The following is a 21071-nucleotide window of genomic DNA, read 5'->3' on the forward strand; positions in this document are numbered from 1 at the left end:
TGAGGAAAAAATTCTGATGAAACCGGGTTGCACCTAGTTGCACCCAATTCAGCGCAGCGCTAATCTTGCCGCCAGCTGCTGCCGCGCCCATGTGGCACCCATGAGGATAAAAAAATGGCTACCACCACCCTTGGGGTCAAACTCGATGACCCAACCCGCGAGCGCCTGAAGGCTGCCGCGGCCTCGATTGATCGCACGCCACACTGGCTGATCAAACAGGCGATTTTCAATTACCTGGAAAAACTCGAGGGTGGTGCAACCCTGGCGGAGTTGAACGGTGTGCCGGCTGGCACCAGCGATGACGCTGATGACACAAACACCGATCACACCCACCAATGCTTCCTGGAATTTGCCGAAAGCATCTTGCCGCAATCAGTCCTGCGCGCAGCCATTACCTCGGCTTACCGCCGCCCGGAACCCGAAGTGGTGCCGATGCTGCTGGAGCAGGCGCGTCTGTCTGCACCGATGGCCGAAGCCACCCAGACTCTGGCCGCCTCGATTGCCGAAAAACTGCGCAATCAAAAGAGCGCCGGTGGCCGTGCCGGTATCGTGCAAGGCCTGCTGCAAGAGTTCTCGCTGTCGTCCCAGGAAGGCGTGGCCCTGATGTGCCTGGCCGAAGCGCTGCTGCGCATCCCGGACAAAGGCACCCGTGACGCCCTGATCCGCGACAAAATCAGCACCGGCAACTGGCACCCGCACCTGGGCAACAGCCCGTCGCTGTTCGTCAACGCTGCCACTTGGGGCCTGTTGCTGACCGGCAAACTGGTGTCGACGCACAACGAAGCAGGCCTGACCTCCTCCCTGAGCCGCATCATCGGCAAAAGCGGCGAGCCGATGATCCGCAAGGGCGTCGACATGGCCATGCGCCTGATGGGCGAGCAGTTTGTGACCGGCGAAACCATCGCCGAAGCACTGGCCAACGCCACGCGCTTTGAAGCCAAAGGCTTCCGTTATTCCTACGACATGCTCGGTGAAGCCGCACTGACCGAACATGACGCGCAGAAGTACCTCGCCTCGTACGAACAAGCCATCCACTCGATCGGTAAAGCCTCCAACGGTCGTGGCATTTATGAAGGCCCGGGCATTTCGATCAAGTTGTCGGCCCTGCACCCGCGTTACAGCCGCGCCCAATACGAGCGCGTGATGGACGAGCTGTACCCGCGCCTGCTGTCGCTGACCCTGCTGGCCAAGAAATATGACATCGGCCTCAACATCGACGCCGAAGAAGCTGACCGCCTGGAACTGTCCCTCGACCTGCTCGAACGCCTGTGCTTTGAACCAGAGCTGAGCGGCTGGAACGGCATCGGTTTCGTCATCCAGGCTTACCAGAAGCGCTGCCCGTACGTGATCGACTACGTGATCGATCTGGCCCGCCGCAGCCGTCACCGCCTGATGATCCGCCTGGTGAAAGGCGCCTACTGGGACAGCGAAATCAAGCGCGCCCAAGTCGAAGGCCTGGAAGGTTATCCGGTGTACACCCGCAAGGTGTACACCGACGTGTCCTACGTTGCCTGCGCGAAAAAACTGCTGGCCGTCCCCGAAGCGATCTACCCGCAGTTCGCCACGCACAACGCCCACACCTTGTCGGCCATTTACCATATCGCCGGTCAGAACTACTACCCGGGCCAGTACGAGTTCCAATGCCTGCACGGCATGGGTGAACCGCTGTACGAGCAAGTTGTAGGCAAGATTTCCGAAGGCAAGCTGAACCGTCCGTGCCGCGTTTACGCGCCGGTCGGCACCCACGAAACCTTGCTGGCTTACCTGGTGCGTCGCCTGCTGGAAAACGGCGCGAACACCTCGTTTGTTAACCGCATTGCCGACCACTCGATCTCGATTCACCAATTGGTGGCCGACCCTGTCAGCCAGATCGAGCAAATGGCCACGGCAGAAGGCAGCTTCGGCTTGCCGCACCCGCGCATTCCTTTGCCGCGTGACCTGTATGGCAGCGAACGCGCCAACTCCAGCGGCATCGACATGGCCAACGAACACCGCCTGGCGTCGTTGTCCTGCGCCCTGCTGGCCACCGCTCACAACGACTGGAAAGCCGCGCCGATGCTCGGTTGCACCTCCAGCACCCAAGTCCCGGCCGCGGTGCTCAACCCGGCCGACCTGCGTGATGTGGTCGGCTATGTGCAAGAAGCCACGGTTGAAGACGCAGACAACGCGATCCAGTGCGCGCTGAATGTCGCGCCGATCTGGCAGGCCACCCCGCCGACCGAACGTGCCGCCATCCTGGAACGCGCCGCCGACCAGATGGAAGCCGAGATCCAGCCGCTGATGGGCCTGCTGGCCCGCGAAGCTGGCAAGACCTACGCCAACGCCATTGCCGAAGTCCGCGAAGCGGTCGACTTCCTGCGCTACTACGCCGTGCAGGCGCGCAATGACCTGACCAATGACGCCCATCGCCCATTGGGCCCTGTGGTGTGCATCAGCCCGTGGAACTTCCCGCTGGCGATTTTCAGCGGCCAAGTGGCCGCAGCACTGGCCGCCGGTAACCCGGTACTGGCCAAACCTGCCGAACAAACACCGCTGGTGGCCGCTCAGGCCGTGCGCATCCTGCTGGAAGCGGGTATTCCAGAAGGCGTGCTGCAACTGCTGCCAGGCCGTGGCGAAACCGTGGGCGCACGTCTGGTCGGTGACGATCGGGTCAAAGGCGTGATGTTCACCGGCTCAACCGAAGTCGCTCGCCTGCTGCAACGCAACATCGCCGGCCGTCTGGACGCTCAAGGCCGCCCGATCCCGCTGATCGCTGAAACCGGCGGCCAGAACGCCATGATCGTCGACTCCTCGGCCCTGACCGAACAAGTGGTCATCGACGTGGTGTCCTCGGCTTTCGACAGCGCCGGTCAGCGCTGCTCGGCACTGCGCGTGCTGTGCTTGCAGGAAGATTCGGCAGACCGCGTCATCGAAATGCTCAAAGGTGCCATGGCCGAATCGCGCATGGGCAACCCGGAGCGCTTGAGCGTGGACATTGGCCCGGTGATCGATGCCGAAGCCAAGGCCGGGATCGAGAAACACATCCAGGGCATGCGCGACAAAGGCCGCAACGTTTTCCAGATGGCCATTGCCGATATCGAAGAATCCAAGCGCGGCACCTTCGTGATGCCGACCCTGATCGAGCTGGAAAGCTTCGACGAACTGGAACGCGAAATCTTCGGCCCGGTTCTGCACGTGGTGCGCTACAAGCGCAAAGACATCGACCAGTTGATCGCCCAGATCAACGCATCGGGCTACGGCCTGACCTTGGGCGTGCATACCCGCATCGACGAAACCATTGCCAAAGTGGTCAACAACGTCAACGCCGGTAACGTGTACGTCAACCGCAACATCGTCGGTGCCGTGGTCGGCGTGCAACCGTTCGGCGGCGAAGGTTTGTCGGGTACTGGCCCGAAAGCCGGTGGTCCGCTGTACCTGTTCCGCCTGCTGTCGACTCGCCCAAGCGATGCCATCGAGCAATCGTTCGCCAAAGTCGACGCCATCAGCGAGCCAGACACCCAAGCCCACGAAGCGCTGAGCAAGCCGCTCAACGCCCTGCAAACCTGGGCACAAAGCAATCAACAAACGGCGCTGGCCGAGTTGTGCAGCGAATTCGCCGCCCACTCGCAAAGCGGCATCACCCGCCTGCTCAACGGCCCGACCGGCGAGCGCAACAGCTACGCCATCCTGCCGCGCGAACACGTGCTGTGCCTGGCCGACACTGAAAGCGACCTGCTGACCCAACTGGCTGGCGTACTGGCCGTGGGCAGCTCGGCGGTACTGCCGGACAGCGATCTGGGCAAAGCCCTGTTTGCCCGTCTGCCAAAAGAGGTGCAAGCGCGCATCAAGCGCGTAGCGGACTGGACCAAGGACGACGTTGTTTTCGACGCGGTCCTGCACCACGGTGACAGCGATCAACTGCGCGAGGTGTGCCAGCACGTGGCCAAACGTGCAGGCGCCATTGTCGGCGTGCAAGGGTTGTCTCAAGGCGAAACCAACATCGCCCTGGAACGCCTGGTGATCGAACGCGCACTGAGCGTCAACACCGCTGCTGCGGGCGGTAACGCGAGCTTGATGACCATCGGTTAAACGCCGAGCTACAAAAAACCGGGCACCTGTGAGGGTGCCCGGTTTTTTTTGTGCGCCAAAAACGCCAACGTCACGTGTTGAAGCTGCACCAAACAGCTACTGCGTATCGCCACTCAACAAATTGATCGCCCGCTGAGCCCCCATAAACAGATAGCCGCTAATGGCAATCAAAACAGCCTCGGCCACATAGACGCACACCATGCCCAACGGCCGATCAGGGAAGGTGAACAGCAGCACCGAGAGCATCACCAGCAGCATGATCAATAACGCCCGGCTTTCGGGGTACCAGCGATGAGGTTGCTGCGCTCTGTCCAGAGCGTTTTGGACTTTGTCGAACAGCTCGAGGACAAAAAAAGGCCAGAGCAGGCCGCGTATCACCGGTGTAATCGCAGCGCCGGAGTGGGCTTTGTAAAAGGCCCAGTTGCGGTAAGACCAATAGAACAAGTAACAACCGCATGTCAGTACATACAGCAGCAGGAAGTGCGGAATTGCCACGGTGTACAACGCACCGGGCCTGTCATCAGTCGCAATTGTGGGCTTCATGACGTGTCCATGGCTAAACAGAGCCGTGAGTAGACACAATTTGCCTAACAATAAAATGCAGGCCAGCTCCATTTCTCTTGTAAGAAAAAGCCATTTCCTCCGTCACTCAACAGAGACAAGGCGGCAATGGACTACAGAACACTTCGCAGCACGTGTTTCATCCACGGCCAAGCAACCCTGAAAAGCTTTTTGACAGCGCGCCAATAACGCAGGTTAGAATCGCTGGCACGTAGCCTGCATGGGTACGCCCTGTCTTTTCTGTTTTTTATGGAGTACTGCCTTTGAATGCGACGACCATCAACAGCCTGTTCTTGATCGGCGCGTTGCTGGTAGGCGCAAGTATTCTGGTCAGTTCTTTATCTTCACGCCTGGGCATCCCGATTCTGGTGATTATCCTGGCCGTGGGCATGGCCGCCGGTGTCGATGGCGGCGGTATTATTTTTGACAACTACCCTACCGCCTATCTGGTGGGCAACCTCGCCCTGGCGGTGATTTTGCTCGACGGCGGCTTGCGCACGCGGGTCTCCAGTTTCCGCGTGGCGTTATGGCCTGCCCTCTCGCTGGCCACCGTGGGGGTGATGATCACCACCGGGCTGACCGGCCTGGTGGCGGCCTGGCTGTTTAACCTCAATTTGATTCAGGGCCTGTTGATCGGCGCGATTGTCGGCTCCACCGATGCTGCGGCGGTGTTCTCGCTGCTGGGCGGCAAGGGCTTGAACGAACGGGTCTCGGCCAGCCTTGAGATCGAATCCGGGAGCAACGACCCGATGGCGGTGTTCCTCACCGTCACCCTGATCGACATGCTTGCCAGCGGCGAAACTACGCTGCATGCCAGCCTGCTCCTGGATTTGCTGCGCGAGTTCGGCATCGGCGCCATTGTCGGCCTGGCCGGTGGCTGGCTGATGCTGCAAATGGTTAACCGTATCCACTTGGCCAACGGCCTGTACCCGATTCTGGTGATCGCTGGTGGGCTGGTGGTGTTTGCCTTGACCAACGCCCTGCACGGCAGCGGCTTTTTGGCGGTTTACCTGTGCGGTCTGGTGCTGGGCAACAGCCCGATCCGCAGCCGCCACGGCATTTTGCACATGCTTGACGGCATGGCCTGGCTGGCGCAAATAGGCATGTTCCTGGTGCTGGGCTTACTGGTCACGCCACACGACCTGCTGCCTATCGCGGTGCCCGCGCTGCTTCTGGCCCTGTGGATGATTCTGTTCGCCCGCCCGCTGTCGGTATTCGTCGGCCTGCTGCCCTTCAAGGCCTTCCACGGGCGCGAAAAAGCCTTTATTTCGTGGGTCGGCCTGCGCGGCGCGGTGCCGATCATTCTGGCGGTGTTCCCGCTGATGGCGGGATTGCCGAACGCGCAGCTGTATTTCAACCTCGCCTTCTTTATCGTGCTGGTATCCCTTTTGGTGCAGGGCACAAGCCTGCCGTGGGTCGCCAAGCTGCTCAAGGTCACCGTACCGCCAGACCTCGCGCCTATCTCTCGCTCGGCCCTGGAAGTACATGTGACCAGCGAGTGGGAGCTGTTCGTTTATCGGCTGGACGCACAAAACTGGTGCATCGGCGCGGCTCTGCGCGAACTGAAAATGCCCGAAGGCACGCGTATCGCCGCCTTGTTCCGCGACCAGACGTTGCTCCACCCGTCGGGTAGCACCACGCTGGAAATCGGCGATTTGCTCTGTGTGATCGGCCATGAGCACAACTTGCCAGCCTTGGGCAAACTGTTCAGCCAGCCACCAACTCGCGGGCTGGACCTGCGCTTTTTCGGCGACTTTGTACTCGAAGGCGATGCCCAGTTGGGCGCCGTCTCGGCACTTTACGGCCTGAAGCTCGATGGCATCAGCCCGGACACTCCGCTCAGCAGCTTTATTGCGCAAAAAGTCGGCGGCGCGCCGGTTGTCGGCGACCAGGTCGAGTGGAACAACACCATCTGGACCGTCGCGGTCATGGACGGGAACAAGATAGGCAAAGTGGGCGTCAGATTCCCCGAAGGAAGTGCCCCGGGACCGGGGTTGTTCCTCTAAACTCCAAATTTCCTACGCTTGCTTGACCGGATTCTATGCCAACTCTGCGCACGTTATTCGCAACAGTCCTGCTCGGCCTGAGCCTTTCCGTTGGCCCGGTTTACGCGGGTGACCCGCCTTCGGCCGAGGCCGTGCAGCTAAGCCTGGACAAAATAGCCGACCGCAAACTGCCCGACGCCGACCAGAAAGCCTTGCAGACGGTGCTCGAGCAGACCTTGAGCTTTCTGGCCAACAAAAGCGACTACGAACAGCGCCTGATCGAGGTCAAAGACCAGCTCCACAGTGCCCCGCGCCAAACCATCGATAACCAGCGCGAACTGGCCCGCCTCAAGGCCAGCAAAGTGGTGCCCATCGAACAGCGCTACGCCACGCTGTCAGTGCAGCAACTGGAGCAAATGCTCGCCGACCGCACCACCGAGCAAGGTGAGCTGCAAAAAGCCCTGGCCAGCGCCAACACCCAGAGCATCGCCGCCCAGACCCGCCCCGAGCGCGCTCAGGCCGAAATCAGCAACAGCCAGACCCGCATTCAGCAGATCGGCAACATCCTCAAAGTCGGCCGCGACAACGGCAAAGTGCTCACCACCGATCAACGCAACCAGCTCAGTGCCGAATCGGCAGCGCTCACCGCGTTGATCGCGCTGCGCCGTCAGGAGCTGGCCGGCAACAGCCAACTGCAAGACCTGAGCGGCAGCCAGCACGACCTGCTGCTGGAAAAAACCACGCGCCAGGATCAGGAAATCCAGGACCTGCAGACCCTGATCAACAAGAAGCGTCTGGCCCAGTCGCAACAGACCGTGACCGAACAATCGATTGAGGCGCAAAAATCTGGTAGCAGCAGCTTGCTGGCGACCGAAAGCGCAACCAACCTGCGGCTCTCCGATTACCTGTTACGCAGCACCGACCGCCTCAACGTGGTCACCCAGCAGAACCTTGAAACCAAGCAGCAGCTGGACAACGTCACCCAAAGTGATCAGGCGCTGGATGAGCAAATCAACGTTCTGCGGGGCAGTTTGCTGCTGTCCAAGATCCTCTACCAGCAGAAACAAGCGCTACCGCGCCTGCAAAAGATGGACAAGAATTTGGCCGATGAAATCGCCGATATCCGCTTGTACCAATTTGAGATCAACCAACAGCGCGAGCTGATCAGCAACCCGATTGCCTATGTTGATAACTTGCTGTCGACCCAGCCCGCTGACCAGGTGACGCCGCAACTGCGCAAAACCCTGCTCGAACTGGTCAACACCCGCAGCGACCTGCTGGACCGCTTGAACCGCGAACTCAGCTCGCTGCTCAGCGAGTCGATCAACCTGCAACTGAACCAAAAGCAGCTGCTCAGCACCGCGCAGGGCCTGCGGGCGACGCTGGATGAGCAGATGTTCTGGATCCCCAGCAACAAGCCGCTGGATCTGGACTGGCTGGAGTCGGCCCCGCGCCACCTCAAGCAACAACTCGTCACCCTGCCGTGGGGCTCCAGCGTCACCGAACTGGCAGAAGGCCTGATCCAGCGGCCGCTGCTGTTTTTGCCGTTTGTGCTGGTGATGATCGCCCTGCTGTGGAAGCGCCGCTACCTGTACAACAAGCTCAACGATATCCATAAGGACATTGGCCACTTCAAGCGCGACAGCCAATGGCACACGCCGCTGGCCATCCTCATCAACATCTTGCTGGCGATGCCGGTTTCTCTGGCCCTGGCCCTGTGCGGGTACGCCTTGCAAACCGATGCCCGCGGCATGAACGCCAACACCGGCGCGGCCTTGATGCAAATGGCCGAAGCCTGGCTGGTGTTCTATACCGCCTACCGGATTCTGGCGCCGGGCGGCGTGGCTGAACTGCATTTCCGCTGGGAGAAACCGCTGGTTGCCTTCCTGCAAAACTGGATCCGCAGACTCGGCCTGGTGGTGCTGGCACTGGTGGCCGTGGTCGCCTTTGCCGAACAGCAACCGGCGGCGCTGGCCGACGACGTGCTGGGTATCCTCGTGGTGTTGACGTGCTACGCCACCATGGCGTGGCTGCTGTGCCGCCTGATCCTCAACGACCAGACCGAGAAAAAAGCCTACCGCGTGCGCAAGCTGCTTGGTTTCGCGTTCGCCCTGCTGCCCCTCGCACTGTTTGTGGCAGTGTGTTTTGGCTACTACTACACCGCGCTCAAACTCAGCGACCGACTTATTAACACCCTGTACCTGCTGATGCTCTGGCTGGTGGTTGAAGCCACCTTTGTGCGCGGCCTCTCGGTCGCGGCGCGGCGGCTGGCCTACCAGCGGGCTTTGGCCAAGCGCCAGGCGGCCAAGGAAGCCGGGGAAGGCAACGACGCCATCGTTGAAGAACCGACACTGGACATCGAACAGGTCAACCAGCAATCGCTGCGCCTGATTCGTCTGGCCTTGCTCGCGGCCTTTATCGGGGTGCTGTATTGGGTCTGGGCCGACTTGATTTCGGTCTTTTCCTACCTCGATAACATCACCCTGTACGAATACACCAGCGGTACCGGCGCCAACATGAGCATGGTGCCCATCAGCATTGGTGACGTGCTGGGCGCGTTGATCATCGTCGGCATCAGCATTGCCCTGGCGCGCAACCTGCCCGGTTTGCTGGAAGTGCTGGTGCTGTCACGGCTCGACCTGGCGCAAGGCAGCGCCTACGCCACCACCACGCTGCTGACCTACGTGATCATCGGCGTCGGCTTTGTCGCCACGCTCTCAACCCTGGGCGTGAGCTGGGACAAACTGCAATGGCTGGTGGCGGCCCTCTCGGTGGGCCTGGGCTTCGGGATGCAGGAGATCTTCGCCAACTTTATCTCCGGCATCATGATCCTCTTCGAGCGCCCGGTGCGCATTGGCGACACCATCACCATCGGCAACCTGTCGGGTACCGTGAGCAAGATCCGCATCCGCGCGACCACCATCACCGACTTCGACCGCAAAGACATCATTGTCCCGAACAAGACCTTTATCACAGGGCAACTGATCAACTGGTCGCTGACCGACACCATCACCCGCGTGACCCTCAAGCTGGGCGTTGATTACGGCTCTGACCTGGACCTAGTCAAGAGCCTGCTGCTCAAGGCCGCGCAAGAAAACCCCCGCGTGCTCAAAGAGCCCGAGCCGCATGTGTACTTCTTGAGCTTCGGGCAGAGCACGCTGGACCACGAACTGCGCATGCACGTGCGTGACCTGGGCGACCGCAACCCGGTGATCGACGAAGTGAACCGCTTTATCAACCGCGAGTTCAAGGCACACAACATCAACATCTCGTTCCAGCAGATGGAGGTGTACCTCAAGAACACCAGCAACCAGGAATACAAACTGGTGCCCATGGACCTGCCAACGCCGGAACAAAAGCCCCTGCCGGGTAAGCCCGACTAACAGGACGCCTAAACGTCTGTAAGCGAGCTCGCCTCGCGATCTTTTGATCTTTAAAAGATCGCGAGGCGAGCTCGCTCCTACACAGGGTGTTTACCCTCACATTTTGCTGGAGACGGCCATTGAAAGCCCTCGACGAACTGACCTTTGACAACCGTTTCGCCCGCCTGGGTGACGCGTTTTCAACCCACGTGCTGCCCGACCCGCTCGACGCACCACGGCTGGTGGTCGCCAGCGATGCGGCAATGGCCTTGCTCGACCTGGACCCGGCCGTGGCCCACGACCCGGTGTTTGCCCAATTGTTTGGCGGCCATACCTTATGGGCCGATGCCGAGCCACGGGCGATGATCTATTCCGGCCACCAGTTCGGCTCGTACAACCCGCAACTGGGCGATGGCCGCGGGCTGTTGTTGGGCGAGGTCTACAACCAGGCGGGCGAGCATTGGGACCTGCACCTCAAAGGCGCCGGCATGACGCCCTACTCGCGCATGGGCGATGGCCGTGCGGTGCTGCGTTCGTCGATCCGCGAGTTTCTCGCCAGCGAAGCCCTGCACGCGCTGGGTATTCCCACCAGTCGCGCCCTGTGCGTGATCGGCTCCGACACCCCGGTGTGGCGTGAAAAACAAGAACGCGGCGCCATGGTGCTGCGCCTGGCGCACAGCCATATCCGCTTCGGGCACTTTGAGTACTTCTACTACACCAAACGCCCGGAACAACAAAAGCAACTGGCCGACCACGTGCTGGCCCTGCACTACCCTGAATGCCTGGAGCAGCCGGAGCCCCATCTGGCGATGTTCCGCGAAATCGTCGAGCGCAACGCTGAACTGATCGCCAAATGGCAGGCCTACGGGTTTTGTCACGGCGTGATGAACACCGACAACATGTCGATCCTGGGCATTACCTTCGACTTCGGCCCGTTCGCCTTTCTTGACGACTTCGACGCGCAGTTCATCTGCAACCACTCCGACCACCAGGGGCGCTACTCCTTCAGCAACCAGGTGCCCATTGGCCAATGGAACCTCAGCGCCCTGGCCCAGGCACTGACACCGTTTATCAGCGTTGACGCCCTGCGTGAAACATTGGGCTTGTTCTTGCCGCTGTACCAGACGCACTACCTCGACCTGATGCGCCGCCGCCTGGGCCTGACCACCGCCGAAGACGGTGATCAAAAACTGATCGAAGACCTGTTGCAACGCATGCAAGGCAGCGCCATCGACTACACCCTGTTCTTCCGTCGCCTGGGCGACGAACCGGCAGAACATGCGGTTGCCCGCCTGCGCGACGACTTTATCGACCTCAAGGGGTTTGACGAATGGGCCGCGCAATACCTCGCCCGCGTGGCCCGCGACGGCGAGCCAGACCAACAGCAACGCCGTGAACGCATGCACGCGGTCAACCCGCTGTACATCCTGCGCAACTACCTGGCACAAAAAGCCATCGACGCTGCCGAGGCCGGTGATTACAGCGAAGTACGGCGCTTGCACAGCGTCCTGACCCAACCGTTCACCGAACAACCGGGCATGCAACCCTACGCCGAACGCCCACCCGAGTGGGGCAAGCACCTAGAGATCAGCTGCTCCTCTTAAAACGCCCACAACCGTGTAGGAGCGAGCTTGTCTCGCGATCTTTTGATCTTTAAAAGATCGCGAGGCAAGCTCGCTCCTACAGATATATGGCGTATGAGCGGGCAACACTTACTCTTCTTGTAGTCGCGAGACCTGTGGCGTGCCTACATCCCATAGCAGTGAAGGGTACCCGCTATGACAGACGTATTCGTCTGAAGCCAGGGAAGCGGACTACCTGCCAACCGATTGACCCTCTGTGCGCCAGCCCCTATCCTCGCCGACGTCACGACACATTCGTGATCCGGTTTGACGGTCGGGCTCTTCATAGTGGAACGCATAGTCTAGAAATTCGTTCGCGCACTTTCGTGCCCGAATGATTGTTATGGCGACTGTGTGTGGGGCATCCTTGGGTGCGCCGGGTTCCACTATGACCGGTCCGTCAACCTGCACACAGTTGCCACCCTTCGTTTGACGGCGATATGTGGCAACTCCAATCTCATAGTGGAGTTAACCCATGCCCCTGATCACTCATCAAACCCCTTTCGGCCACAGCCTGACCGGCGATTGCCTGTTCAGCGTTAACGCCGGTATCCCCATCAAACTCGCGCTGGAACTGGCAGCCCAGTTACTCAGCAGCGCCACGGTTCTGTGTGCCGAAAGCCAGGTCGCCAGCCCTCAAACCAGCCACAGCCTGACGTTTGCCAGCTTGCAACTGGTGGAAATGAGCAAAGGCCTGGTGGATGCCACGCTGGACAGCGTATTGCAGGCCGACACCCTCAAATAAACATCTCTACCGGCACTTTAAAGTGATCTGCCAGCCAGCGAATTTGGCGCACGTTAAGCTGACGCTTGCCGCTGAGGATTTCGGATACCACCGACTGCGTGCCCACGCCCGGCAGATCACTCTGGTTCAGCCCATGCTCTTGCATCACTGAGCGCAACACATCTACACCACTGACCTTGGGCATCGGCCGATGCTCAAGGTCATAGGCTTCGACCCAATCACCGATGATGTCTACCAGGCTCATGAGCGGATGGCTTTCATCGTCGCCAATGCGGTCGGTCAGTTCATCAAGGGCTTCGACCAACTGGTCGTAATCCGCTTCATTTTTAGGTTTTCGCAACAGTGGCGAAACGAACGGCCAATGCTGGGCAGCCTGTTCAATCAGTGAACTCACAGGTTTACTCCTTATTACATCCGTTAAGCAGGCTAAACTGGGCGCACCATATCGCAAAGCGCGATATTCGGCATCTGACCGACGGTGTCTCATCAGGCGGGTTCCAACAGCCTAGATTCAAGGGCTCAAGGCGGCGCAGGCACATTGTGAGCAGATACGTCACAGCCAGTGGCGGGCGGGGGCAACATCTGCTGAACTGCACCTCTACGCGACGTGCTCATTTTTGCAGGAGCGCGCCACAGCAATTTCCGGAGTATTTGAAATGACCGACCCGCTGCTTATCCCCTGCCCTCACTGCAACGGCCTTAACCGTATCCCCGCCGCGCGCGTGGGCGAGCACCCCAAGTGTGGGCGCTGTAAGAATGAGGTGCTGATCGCCAAGCCTTTCGATCTGAAACAAACCGATTACGCCAGCCAGATCAAAGGCGACCTGCCACTGCTGGTGGATGTATGGGCGGACTGGTGTGGGCCGTGCAAGGCCTTTGCGCCGGTGTTTGAACAGGCGGCCAGCCAATTGGTGGGTGTGTGCCGGTTGGCCAAGCTCGACAGCGATGCCAACCAGCAACTGTCAGCGCAACTGGGCATTCGCTCGATTCCGAGCCTGATCCTGTACAAAAACGGCCAGGAAGTCGCCCGTCAAAGCGGCGCCTTCCCGTTGCAACAGCTCAAGGCCTGGCTGCAAAGCCACGGCGTGCGGGCTTAAGCGTTTCGTTCCAGGTGATCGTGTAGTTCAACAAATTGCAGGGTCAGCTTGTGCCGTGGTTCTAAATACACCAAGGGCTGGCTGGCCTGATGCGACTCGCGCATTTTGACTGAGCTGGTGAGGTACACCGGCAGCACGGGCAGGCCTTCGGCAATCAACTCATCGAGCATTTGCTGCGGCAGGCTGGCGCGAGCCTGGAACTGGTTGACCACAATGCCTTCAACCAGCAGGTCTTCGTTGTGGTCCTCTTTCAGCTCTTCAATTTCGCTCAGCAGGCCGTACAACGCCTGACGCGAAAAGCTGTCGCAGTCGAAGGGGATCAATACACGATCGCAGGCAATCAATGCCGATACCGCATAAAAGTTCAGCGCGGGCGGTGTATCGATGTAAATGCGGTCGTAGTCTTCAGCCAAGTCATCCAGCAGCTTTTTGAGCTTGTTGATCTTGTGCTTGGCCTCAAGCTTGGGCTGCAAGTCTGCCAGTTCGGGCGTGGCGGTTATGATGTGCAGGTTGTCGAACGGTGTTTCGTAAATATCGACCCGATTCTTCTTCGACCCCACGCCCGCAGACAGGCTTTGCTTGAAGAACTCGGCGATACCCATCGGGATGTCATCACCTGTCAGCCCGGTGAGGTATTGAGTGGAGTTGGCCTGAGCATCCAGATCGACCAACAGAGTGCGATACCCCTCGCTGGCACTGACGGCCGCCAGGTTACAAGCGATGCTGGACTTGCCCACACCACCTTTTTGGTTGAACACCACGCGACGCATTTCAAAACCTCCGTGTATCAATAAGTGCCCGAGTGTAGATGCCCTGAGAACAACTTCGCTACCTCGCAGAGAAAAGAGCTTCAACCAAGGCAGATTTATCCCTATATACGCCGGAACAGACCTCTTTTTTCAAAGTCATACAGGCGCCCATAGTTTAGCGATTACAAAAAGATAGCTATTTCGTCCGATAAGCCAAAAAAACTGGCACAAAAATGTAAGCGATATTTGCTACGAACCAACAGCACCGGGATAATGCGGCACTTTGTTACTAGTGCCGCATTGACCGCTGCCTACCTTCGCATCAAGGAAGCCCGCAAGGGCGGGATGAACCTCCAGTGATTAACTTCAATATTGCCGCTTGGCGAGCCTGGGCTCCGGGCCTCGACAGCGTGGCCGATTGGCAGGCCTGGAGCCAGCACCCCCACGTTATCGCCGCCAGCGATGCCAGCCCCGACGTGTCGTTTTTACCGGCCATGCAACGCCGCCGCCTCAGTCGCCTGGCACGCATGGCATTCAGTGTCGGCTGGCCCTTGGCTGAAGGTCATGAGGCGCTGCCACTGGTGTTTGTTTCGCGCCACGGCGAAACCCCGCGCACCTTCGACCTGCTGAACGAGCTCGCAGCCAGGCAGCCCTTGTCACCCACCCAGTTCAGCCTCTCGGTGCACAACGCGGTCATTGGCCTGTGGTCGATCATGCGCGGCGAAACCAGCGAAATGACTGCCCTCGCGGCGGCCGGTGATGGCCTCGAACATGGCCTGATCGAAGCCTGTGCGCTGCTTAATGACGGCGCGCCCGCCGTGCTGCTGGTGATCACTGAAGAACAACCGCCCGAGGCTTACCGGCCCTGGGTTGACGACGTGCCCTTTGCCTATGCAGTGGGCCTGCTGCTGACACCCGGTGAGCAGTGGCACCTGTCGTTGTCCACCCGGCCTGCTGATATCGCCCAAGCCCCGTGGCCTCATGCATTGCAATTGTTACAGCACCTGCTCAGCGGCCAGACGTCGTTTCAACACGCCTGGCAAAACCGGCTCTGGCAGTGGCAACGTACGTCGTGAAAACCGCTAATGCTTACTACTGGCGCCTGCTGGCCACCGCCATCAGCTTCGTGCTGTTCGGGTTTGGGTGCCTGTGCCTGCGGCTGGTCATTTTCCCGCTGCTCAGTTGCTTGCCAGGCGACGCCCTGCGCCAGCGCGAGCGCGCGCGTTACACCGTCAGCCGACTGTTCTGGCTGTTTATCCGCTTTATGACCCGCCTGGGCGTACTGACCTATGACGTGCAAGGTGCCGAGCGCCTCGGGCGCCCCGGCCAAATGATCATTGCCAACCATCCCTCGCTGATTGATGTGGTGTTTCTGATCGGGCTGGTGCGCAACGCCAATTGCGTGGTTAAGCAAAGCCTTTGGCAAAACCCGTTCACCCGCAGCCCCGTACGCGCCACGCAATACATCAGCAATGACGGCAGCATTGACATGCTCGACAAGGCCGCAGAGGCCCTGCAACAAGGCCAGACGCTGATTATCTTCCCGGAGGGCACCCGCACCCCGCCAGGCCACATGCCGGCCTTTCATCGGGGGGCCGCCGCCATCGCCTTGCGCGGTGCGAAAATCCTGACCCCAGTGGTAATCAAGGTCAGCCCCACCACGCTGACCAAAGCCGAGCCGTGGTACCGCATCCCCAAACGCCGCGTGCACTTCAGTTTTTGTGTCGGGGCCGATATAGATCCAAATGCCTTTGCAGCAGCAGGCCCGCCGCCCAAGGCTTCGCGCCTGCTTAACGACTTCGTGCATGACTACTTTATTAAGGAGCTCGCCACAGATGAGCGATCTACACCATGAAATCAAACAGCTGATCATCGACGCCCTGGGCCTTGAAGACATCAGCATCAGCGACATTGGCGATGAGCAAACCCTGTTTGGCGAAGGCCTGGGGCTGGACTCGGTCGATGCCCTGGAGCTAGGCCTGGCGATCCAAAAAAAATATGGCATCAAAATAGATGCCGACGCCAAAGACACCCGTGACCACTTTTCCAACGTGACCAGCCTTGCGGCTTTTGTCACAGCCAAACAGGCTGCCTGAGACCGAACCATGCAAACCCGTGAAGACATTTTCAACATCCTGCGCGACGCCATGGTCGAACTCTTCGAACTGGAACCCGAACGCGTCACGCTGGAGGCCAATTTGTATCAGGACCTGGAAATCGACAGCATCGACGCGGTCGACCTGATCGATCACATCAAGCGCAAAACCGGCAAAAAAATTGCCGCCGAAGCCTTCAAATCGGTGCGCACCGTCAATGATGTGGTTGAAGCGGTTTACCACTTGGTGCAACCGCACGCATGAGCCGACTGATCGGCCTGGGCCTGCTGCTGGCGGGCCTGCTGTACCCCTTTGCGGTGCATTTCGGCATGGCCCACTTTGCTCCGTGGCAGTTTGCGCTGCTGCTTGGCGGCCTGTGGCTGGCACGGGTACTGACCGGTGAACGACGCCCCGGCAGCCTGTGGATCGCCGGGGTCGCGCTGGTGTTTTGTGCGCTGCTGGCGCTGTTTAACAGCCCGGCTCTGCTGCGCTGGTACCCCGTACTGATCAGCAGCCTGATGCTCAGCCTGTTTGGCCTGAGCCTCAAGTTCGGCCCGCCGATGGTCGAGCGTCTGGCCCGGCTGCGTGAGCCGGTACTCCCCGACAGCGCGATTCGTTATACGCGCCAGGTCACCCAGGTCTGGTGCCTGTTTTTTATGCTCAACGGCCTGATCGCGGCCAGCCTCACACTGTGGGCGCCGCTGAGCTGGTGGACGTTGTACAACGGCTTGATCGCCTACGGGCTGATGGGGCTGCTGTTTGCCATTGAATGGCTGATACGACAAAAGGTAAGAGGCCAGGCATGAAGTGGATAAAACTTGAGCAACTGTTGCTTGAGGGCGATGCCCGTCGCACCGTCAGCGTTGAACCAACGCTCACCCATCACACTCTCTGCGCGCAGGCCCTGAGCCTGGCGGGCGGGTTGCAGCAACGTGGCGTGCGACGCATGGCCGTGCACCTGGACGACGCGGGTGAATTGGCCATCGCGCTGCTGGGCGCCTGGCGCGCCGGGGTCAGCGTGTTATTGCCCGCAGACCTGCAAGCCCACACCCGTGAGCGCTGGGCCAGCCACGTCGATCTATGGTTGACCGCCAGCACCGAGCTGCACGCCTTGTATGGCGCACCATTGGCCCCTGCCGAGCTGGATCTGGACGCGTGCCAACTGAGCCTGTGCACGTCAGGCTCCAGCGGCGAGCCCAAGCGTATCGACAAAAGCCTGCGGCAAATGGCCAATGAGGTAGAAACCCTCGAGCAATTGTGGGGCCATGAACTGGGCGATGCGTGCATCATCGCCAGCGTGGCCGCGCAGCATATCTACGGGCTGTTGTTCCGCGTGTTGTGGCCGCTGTGTGCGGGCCGGGTTTTTACTCGCCAGCAACTGGCGTTCCCCGAAGACATGCAGCGCGCCAGCCGCGAACACGCGGCATTTGCCTGGGTGGCCAGCCCCGCCCTGCTCAAACGCATGGCCGACAACCTCGACTGGCCGGCCTTGAGCCAGGTGCGCCGGGTGTTCTCTTCGGGCGGCGCATTACCTGCCGAGGCGGCTCATGCGCTGGAGCAGCGCTTGGGCCAATGGCCTACCGAGATTTTTGGCAGCTCAGAAACCGGCGGCATTGCATGGCGCCAGGGTCCAACCTTGTGGCAGCCGTTTGCCGGGGTTCATCTAAGCCAGAGTGAGGACGGCGCGCTAGGCATCGCCTCGCCGTACCTGATGGCAGGCCATGTCGAGCAAACGGCCGATGCGGCGCGCATTGAAGCCGACGGGCGCTTTGAACTGCTGGGGCGTCTGGACCGCATCGTCAAACTTGAAGAAAAACGCATCTCGCTGCCACAGCTGGAACAGGCCTTGAGCACCCACCCATGGGTTGCAGAAGCACGCCTGGGCGTGGTCAATGAAAACCGCGCCTCGCTGGGCGCCTTGCTGGTACTCAGCCAAAGCGGGCTGTTTGCCCTGCGTGAACACGGCCGCCGAGCCCTGACCCAAGCCCTGCGCCTGCACCTTGGGCCCTATTGCGAAGCGCTGGCATTGCCGCGCCGCTGGCGGTTGCTGCGGCAAATGCCGCTCACCAGCCAAGGCAAACTGCCCCAAGCGCAGGTTGATGCGTTGCTGCTGGCGCCACGGCCAACATTGCCTGAAGTGCTCAGCCAACAGCCCGGCGATGACGGCTGGACACTCACCCTGTCGATCCCGCCTGACCTTGCGTATTTTAGCGGGCACTTCCCCAAAACGCCGGTGCTGCCCGGCGTGGTGCAAGTGGACTGGGCCATCAACCTGGGCCAGCAACTGCTCGACCTGCCGCCCCGCTTTGCCGGCATGGAAGTGCTCAAGTTTCAGCAACTGGTGCGCCCCGGCGATGAAATCGAGTTGACCCTGCGCTTTGATCGCGAACGCAGCAAATTGCATTTTGCCTACCGCAACGCCAACGCCGCCTGCTCCAGTGGCCGTATCGTGCTGGAGGCCGCCTGTGGATAAGTTGATCTGTGAATGCTGTGGGAGCGGGCTTGCTCGCGATTGCATCAACGCGCCGCTTCAGAAAACCCGCAGCGCCTGTATCGCGAGCAAGCCCGCTCCCACAAAGGCCGACCGTCATGCATAACTCCTGCGCCGTGATCCCGGTGTATAACCATGAAACCGCTGTGCCCGCCGTGGTCGAGGCGTTGCAGGCCGCAGGCTTGCCCTGTGTGCTGGTCGACGACGCCAGCAGCCCCGCGTGCAGCGCCGTGCTCACCGAGCTGGCCCGGCACGAGCACATCTATCTGGTGCGCCTGGCCGTCAACCAAGGCAAAGGCGGCGCCGTCATGGCCGGTTTGCGAGAGGCCTCACGCCTGGGCTTTACCCATGCGCTGCAAGTCGATGCCGACGGCCAGCACGACCTCAGCGATGTCACGACCTTTATCCAGGCCTCACAGCACAACCCCGAGGCGCTGATCTGCGGTTACCCGCAATACGACGCCAGCGTGCCCAAAGGCCGCTTGTATGCACGCTACTTGACCCATGTGTGGGTGTGGATCAACAGCCTGTCACTGCGTATTCCCGACTCGATGTGCGGCTTTCGGGTGTACCCGCTGGCGCCGACACTGGCGCTGCTGGACTCGGTCAAGCTGGGCAAACGCATGGACTTCGACCCCGAGATCCTCGTGCGCCTGGCGTGGCGCAATCAGCCGATGCAGTGGCTGGCAACCAAGGTGCATTACCCGCAAGACGGCCTGTCGCACTTTCGCCTGTTCCATGACAACGCCTTGATCTCGGCCATGCACACCAAGCTGTTCTTCGGCATGTTGGTGCGTTTGCCGAGCATTCTATGGAGGCGCTGGCGGGCATGAGCGAGACACCACAGCATTGGGCCGAGCATAAAGAGCGGGGCAATTTTTGGCTGATGAAGCTCACGGCCTTCGGGGTCAAAGTACTCGGCCGCCGCCTGCTGGCCCCCGTGTTGTACGCCATCGTGCTGTACTTTTTTGTCTTCGGCCGCAAAGCCCGACGCAGCATCTGGCACTACCAGCAGCACCTGGCCGACTGGAGCGGGCAGCCCGCCTTGCGCCCCACGCCGTGGCGGGTGTTCGGCCAGTTCATGGCGTTTGCCGACGCGCTGCTCGACAAGCTCGACGTGTGGAACGGCCGCCTCAAGACCCAAGACATCGAGATCATCGACCCCGCCCGGCTGCGCGAGCAAATGCGCAGTGAGCGCGGGCAAATGCTGGTGGGCGCTCATTTGGGCAACCTTGAGGTGTGCCGGGCCCTCGCTGAACTGGGCGAGAAAATCACCCTGAACGTGCTGGTGCACACCCGCCATGCCGAGCACTTCAACCGTTTGCTGGGCGAGGCCGGGGCCACGCATGTGCGGCTGATTCAAGTTAGCGAGCTCAACCCCGGCGTCATGCTGCAATTGAGCCAACGCCTGGAAAACGGCGAGTGGCTGGCCATTGCCGGTGACCGCGTGCCGCTGCATGGCGCCCGCACCGCGCAGGTCAACTTTCTCGGCCACCCGGCGCCCTTCCCGCAAGGCCCGTGGTTGCTGGCCGGGTTGCTCAAGTGCCAGGTCAATTTATTGTTTTGCCTGAAACACCAAGGCCGCTATCGGGTGGTTATCGAACCCTTCGCCGAGGCCATTGAATGGCGGCGCAGCGACCGCGATCAGGTGATCGCCGAGTGGGCGGCGCGCTATGCCGAACGGCTGGGGCATTACTGCCTTGAGGCGCCGCAACAATGGTTTAACTTTTACCCTTTCTGGAAAACCGATGACGACGCATCAGCATGAGCCAGTAACCTTCGGCCAAACCCCATTGCGCATTGAAGACGTGCTGGCTCTGGCCAATCGTCAGGTGCCGATCCGTTTGCAAGACGACGCCGAGTACCGCGAACGCATCGCCAAAGGCGCGCGTTTTCTCGATTCATTGCTCGACAAAGAGGGCGTGATTTACGGCGTGACCACCGGCTACGGCGACTCGTGCGTGGTGGCGGTGCCGCTGGAGCATGTCGAAGCGCTGCCACGTCACCTCTACACCTTCCACGGCTGTGGCCTGGGCAAAATGCTTGATGCCCAGGCGACCCGCGCCGTGCTGGCCGCCCGCTTGCAGTCGCTGTGCCACGGGGTGTCCGGGGTACGCGTTGAACTGCTGGAGCGCCTGCAAGGGTTTATCGCCCACGACATTTTGCCGCTCATCCCCGAAGAGGGCTCGGTAGGCGCCAGCGGTGACCTGACGCCGTTGTCTTATGTGGCGGCCACCTTGTCGGGCGAGCGCGAGGTCATGTTCAACGGCGAGCGCCGCCTGGCGGCTGACGTGC

Annotated in this window: 18 protein-coding genes; 15 read left to right on the top strand and 3 right to left on the bottom strand. The window is 60.5% G+C overall.

What is annotated here, in order from left to right; genetic code table 11:
* The first annotated feature begins 114 nt into the window (after positions 1-114).
* On the top strand, positions 115-4068 hold the full coding sequence (gene putA / locus GHO41_RS18730) for a trifunctional transcriptional regulator/proline dehydrogenase/L-glutamate gamma-semialdehyde dehydrogenase (protein ID WP_153434323.1): 3954 nt from the start codon (positions 115-117) through the stop codon (positions 4066-4068).
* A gap of 96 nt (positions 4069-4164) precedes the next feature.
* On the opposite strand, the gene GHO41_RS18735 is transcribed toward putA, so the two are convergent.
* Positions 4165-4611: a hypothetical protein gene (locus GHO41_RS18735; protein ID WP_048366957.1), complete on the bottom strand. Its 447-nt coding sequence runs from the start codon at positions 4609-4611 to the stop codon at positions 4165-4167.
* Positions 4612-4892: 281 nt separating this feature from the next.
* Here GHO41_RS18735 and GHO41_RS18740 point away from each other — a divergent pair, with 281 nt between their 5' ends.
* The 4 genes from GHO41_RS18740 to GHO41_RS18755 all read left to right on the top strand — a co-directional run bounded on the left by GHO41_RS18740 (position 4893) and on the right by GHO41_RS18755 (position 12343).
* The gene (locus GHO41_RS18740; protein ID WP_048366664.1) at positions 4893-6635 is read left to right on the top strand and encodes a potassium/proton antiporter; all 1743 of its coding nucleotides are present in this window, start codon (positions 4893-4895) and stop codon (positions 6633-6635) included.
* Between the two features lie 35 nt (positions 6636-6670).
* Positions 6671-9997, top strand: coding sequence for a mechanosensitive channel MscK (gene mscK, locus GHO41_RS18745; protein WP_153434324.1), 3327 nt, complete (start codon positions 6671-6673; stop codon positions 9995-9997).
* 119 nt (positions 9998-10116) lie between these two features.
* The gene (selO, locus tag GHO41_RS18750; protein WP_153434325.1) at positions 10117-11580 is read left to right on the top strand and encodes a protein adenylyltransferase SelO; all 1464 of its coding nucleotides are present in this window, start codon (positions 10117-10119) and stop codon (positions 11578-11580) included.
* 493 nt (positions 11581-12073) lie between these two features.
* Entirely contained in the window at positions 12074-12343 is a 270-nt protein-coding gene (locus GHO41_RS18755; RefSeq protein WP_048366669.1) for a DUF3077 domain-containing protein, read from the top strand.
* Here GHO41_RS18755 and GHO41_RS18760 read toward each other — a convergent pair.
* Positions 12336-12737, bottom strand: coding sequence for a transcriptional regulator (locus tag GHO41_RS18760; protein ID WP_323368872.1), 402 nt, complete (start codon positions 12735-12737; stop codon positions 12336-12338). The two genes, GHO41_RS18755 and GHO41_RS18760, sit on opposite strands and share 8 nt — an antisense overlap.
* A 262-nt stretch (positions 12738-12999) precedes the next feature.
* Between GHO41_RS18760 and trxC the strand changes: the two genes are divergently transcribed.
* Complete coding sequence (trxC, locus tag GHO41_RS18765; RefSeq protein ID WP_153434326.1) at positions 13000-13440, top strand: thioredoxin TrxC; 441 nt, start codon at positions 13000-13002, stop codon at positions 13438-13440.
* Here the strand turns inward: trxC and GHO41_RS18770 are convergent.
* Positions 13437-14210: a ParA family protein gene (locus GHO41_RS18770; protein WP_153329381.1), complete on the bottom strand. Its 774-nt coding sequence runs from the start codon at positions 14208-14210 to the stop codon at positions 13437-13439. The genes trxC and GHO41_RS18770 overlap by 4 nt on opposite strands.
* Positions 14211-14545: 335 nt before the next feature.
* Here GHO41_RS18770 and GHO41_RS18775 point away from each other — a divergent pair, with 335 nt between their 5' ends.
* The 9 genes from GHO41_RS18775 to GHO41_RS18815 all read left to right on the top strand — a co-directional run.
* Positions 14546-15265, top strand: a complete 720-nt coding sequence (locus tag GHO41_RS18775) for a beta-ketoacyl synthase chain length factor (protein WP_371928977.1) — start codon at positions 14546-14548, stop codon at positions 15263-15265.
* Positions 15262-16044 (top strand): lysophospholipid acyltransferase family protein, encoded by a 783-nt coding sequence (locus GHO41_RS18780; RefSeq protein WP_371928978.1) that lies wholly within the window; start codon positions 15262-15264, stop codon positions 16042-16044. Before GHO41_RS18775 ends, GHO41_RS18780 begins: the two co-directional genes overlap by 4 nt.
* Positions 16025-16285 (top strand): phosphopantetheine-binding protein, encoded by a 261-nt coding sequence (locus tag GHO41_RS18785; RefSeq protein ID WP_153329379.1) that lies wholly within the window; start codon positions 16025-16027, stop codon positions 16283-16285. Before GHO41_RS18780 ends, GHO41_RS18785 begins: the two co-directional genes overlap by 20 nt.
* Positions 16286-16294: 9 nt before the next feature.
* Positions 16295-16549: an acyl carrier protein gene (locus tag GHO41_RS18790; protein WP_048366676.1), complete on the top strand. Its 255-nt coding sequence runs from the start codon at positions 16295-16297 to the stop codon at positions 16547-16549.
* The gene (locus tag GHO41_RS18795) at positions 16546-17091 is read left to right on the top strand and encodes a hypothetical protein (protein ID WP_123751103.1); all 546 of its coding nucleotides are present in this window, start codon (positions 16546-16548) and stop codon (positions 17089-17091) included. The genes GHO41_RS18790 and GHO41_RS18795 overlap by 4 nt, the downstream gene beginning before the upstream one ends.
* The gene (locus tag GHO41_RS18800) at positions 17088-18758 is read left to right on the top strand and encodes an acyl-CoA synthetase family protein (protein WP_153434327.1); all 1671 of its coding nucleotides are present in this window, start codon (positions 17088-17090) and stop codon (positions 18756-18758) included. Before GHO41_RS18795 ends, GHO41_RS18800 begins: the two co-directional genes overlap by 4 nt.
* A gap of 116 nt (positions 18759-18874) precedes the next feature.
* Entirely contained in the window at positions 18875-19609 is a 735-nt protein-coding gene (locus GHO41_RS18805; protein ID WP_153434328.1) for a glycosyltransferase family 2 protein, read from the top strand.
* On the top strand, positions 19606-20544 hold the full coding sequence (locus GHO41_RS18810; protein ID WP_153434329.1) for a glycosyl transferase: 939 nt from the start codon (positions 19606-19608) through the stop codon (positions 20542-20544). Before GHO41_RS18805 ends, GHO41_RS18810 begins: the two co-directional genes overlap by 4 nt.
* On the top strand, positions 20525-21071 hold a 547-nt coding region (locus GHO41_RS18815; RefSeq protein ID WP_178126542.1), incomplete at its 3' end, for an aromatic amino acid lyase. The genes GHO41_RS18810 and GHO41_RS18815, both read left to right, overlap by 20 nt.

Source organism: Pseudomonas sp. FSL R10-0399, assembly GCF_009600165.1.
GTDB classification, from domain to species: Bacteria; Pseudomonadota; Gammaproteobacteria; order Pseudomonadales; family Pseudomonadaceae; genus Aquipseudomonas; species Aquipseudomonas helleri.

Bases quoted from the DNA above. Each gene is read 5' to 3' on its own strand.
- GHO41_RS18805 (WP_153434328.1), top strand. From the start codon at position 18,875: ATGCATAACTCCTGCGCCGTGATCCCGGTGTATAACCATGAAACCGCT.
- GHO41_RS18800 (WP_153434327.1), top strand. From the start codon at position 17,088: ATGAAGTGGATAAAACTTGAGCAACTGTTGCTTGAGGGCGATGCCCGT.
- putA (WP_153434323.1), top strand. From the start codon at position 115: ATGGCTACCACCACCCTTGGGGTCAAACTCGATGACCCAACCCGCGAG.
- GHO41_RS18790 (WP_048366676.1), top strand. From the start codon at position 16,295: ATGCAAACCCGTGAAGACATTTTCAACATCCTGCGCGACGCCATGGTC.
- GHO41_RS18770 (WP_153329381.1), bottom strand. From the start codon at position 14,210: ATGCGTCGCGTGGTGTTCAACCAAAAAGGTGGTGTGGGCAAGTCCAGC.
- GHO41_RS18810 (WP_153434329.1), top strand. From the start codon at position 19,606: ATGAGCGAGACACCACAGCATTGGGCCGAGCATAAAGAGCGGGGCAAT.
- trxC (WP_153434326.1), top strand. From the start codon at position 13,000: ATGACCGACCCGCTGCTTATCCCCTGCCCTCACTGCAACGGCCTTAAC.
- mscK (WP_153434324.1), top strand. From the start codon at position 6,671: ATGCCAACTCTGCGCACGTTATTCGCAACAGTCCTGCTCGGCCTGAGC.
- GHO41_RS18755 (WP_048366669.1), top strand. From the start codon at position 12,074: ATGCCCCTGATCACTCATCAAACCCCTTTCGGCCACAGCCTGACCGGC.
- GHO41_RS18785 (WP_153329379.1), top strand. From the start codon at position 16,025: ATGAGCGATCTACACCATGAAATCAAACAGCTGATCATCGACGCCCTG.
- GHO41_RS18795 (WP_123751103.1), top strand. From the start codon at position 16,546: ATGAGCCGACTGATCGGCCTGGGCCTGCTGCTGGCGGGCCTGCTGTAC.
- GHO41_RS18735 (WP_048366957.1), bottom strand. From the start codon at position 4,611: ATGAAGCCCACAATTGCGACTGATGACAGGCCCGGTGCGTTGTACACC.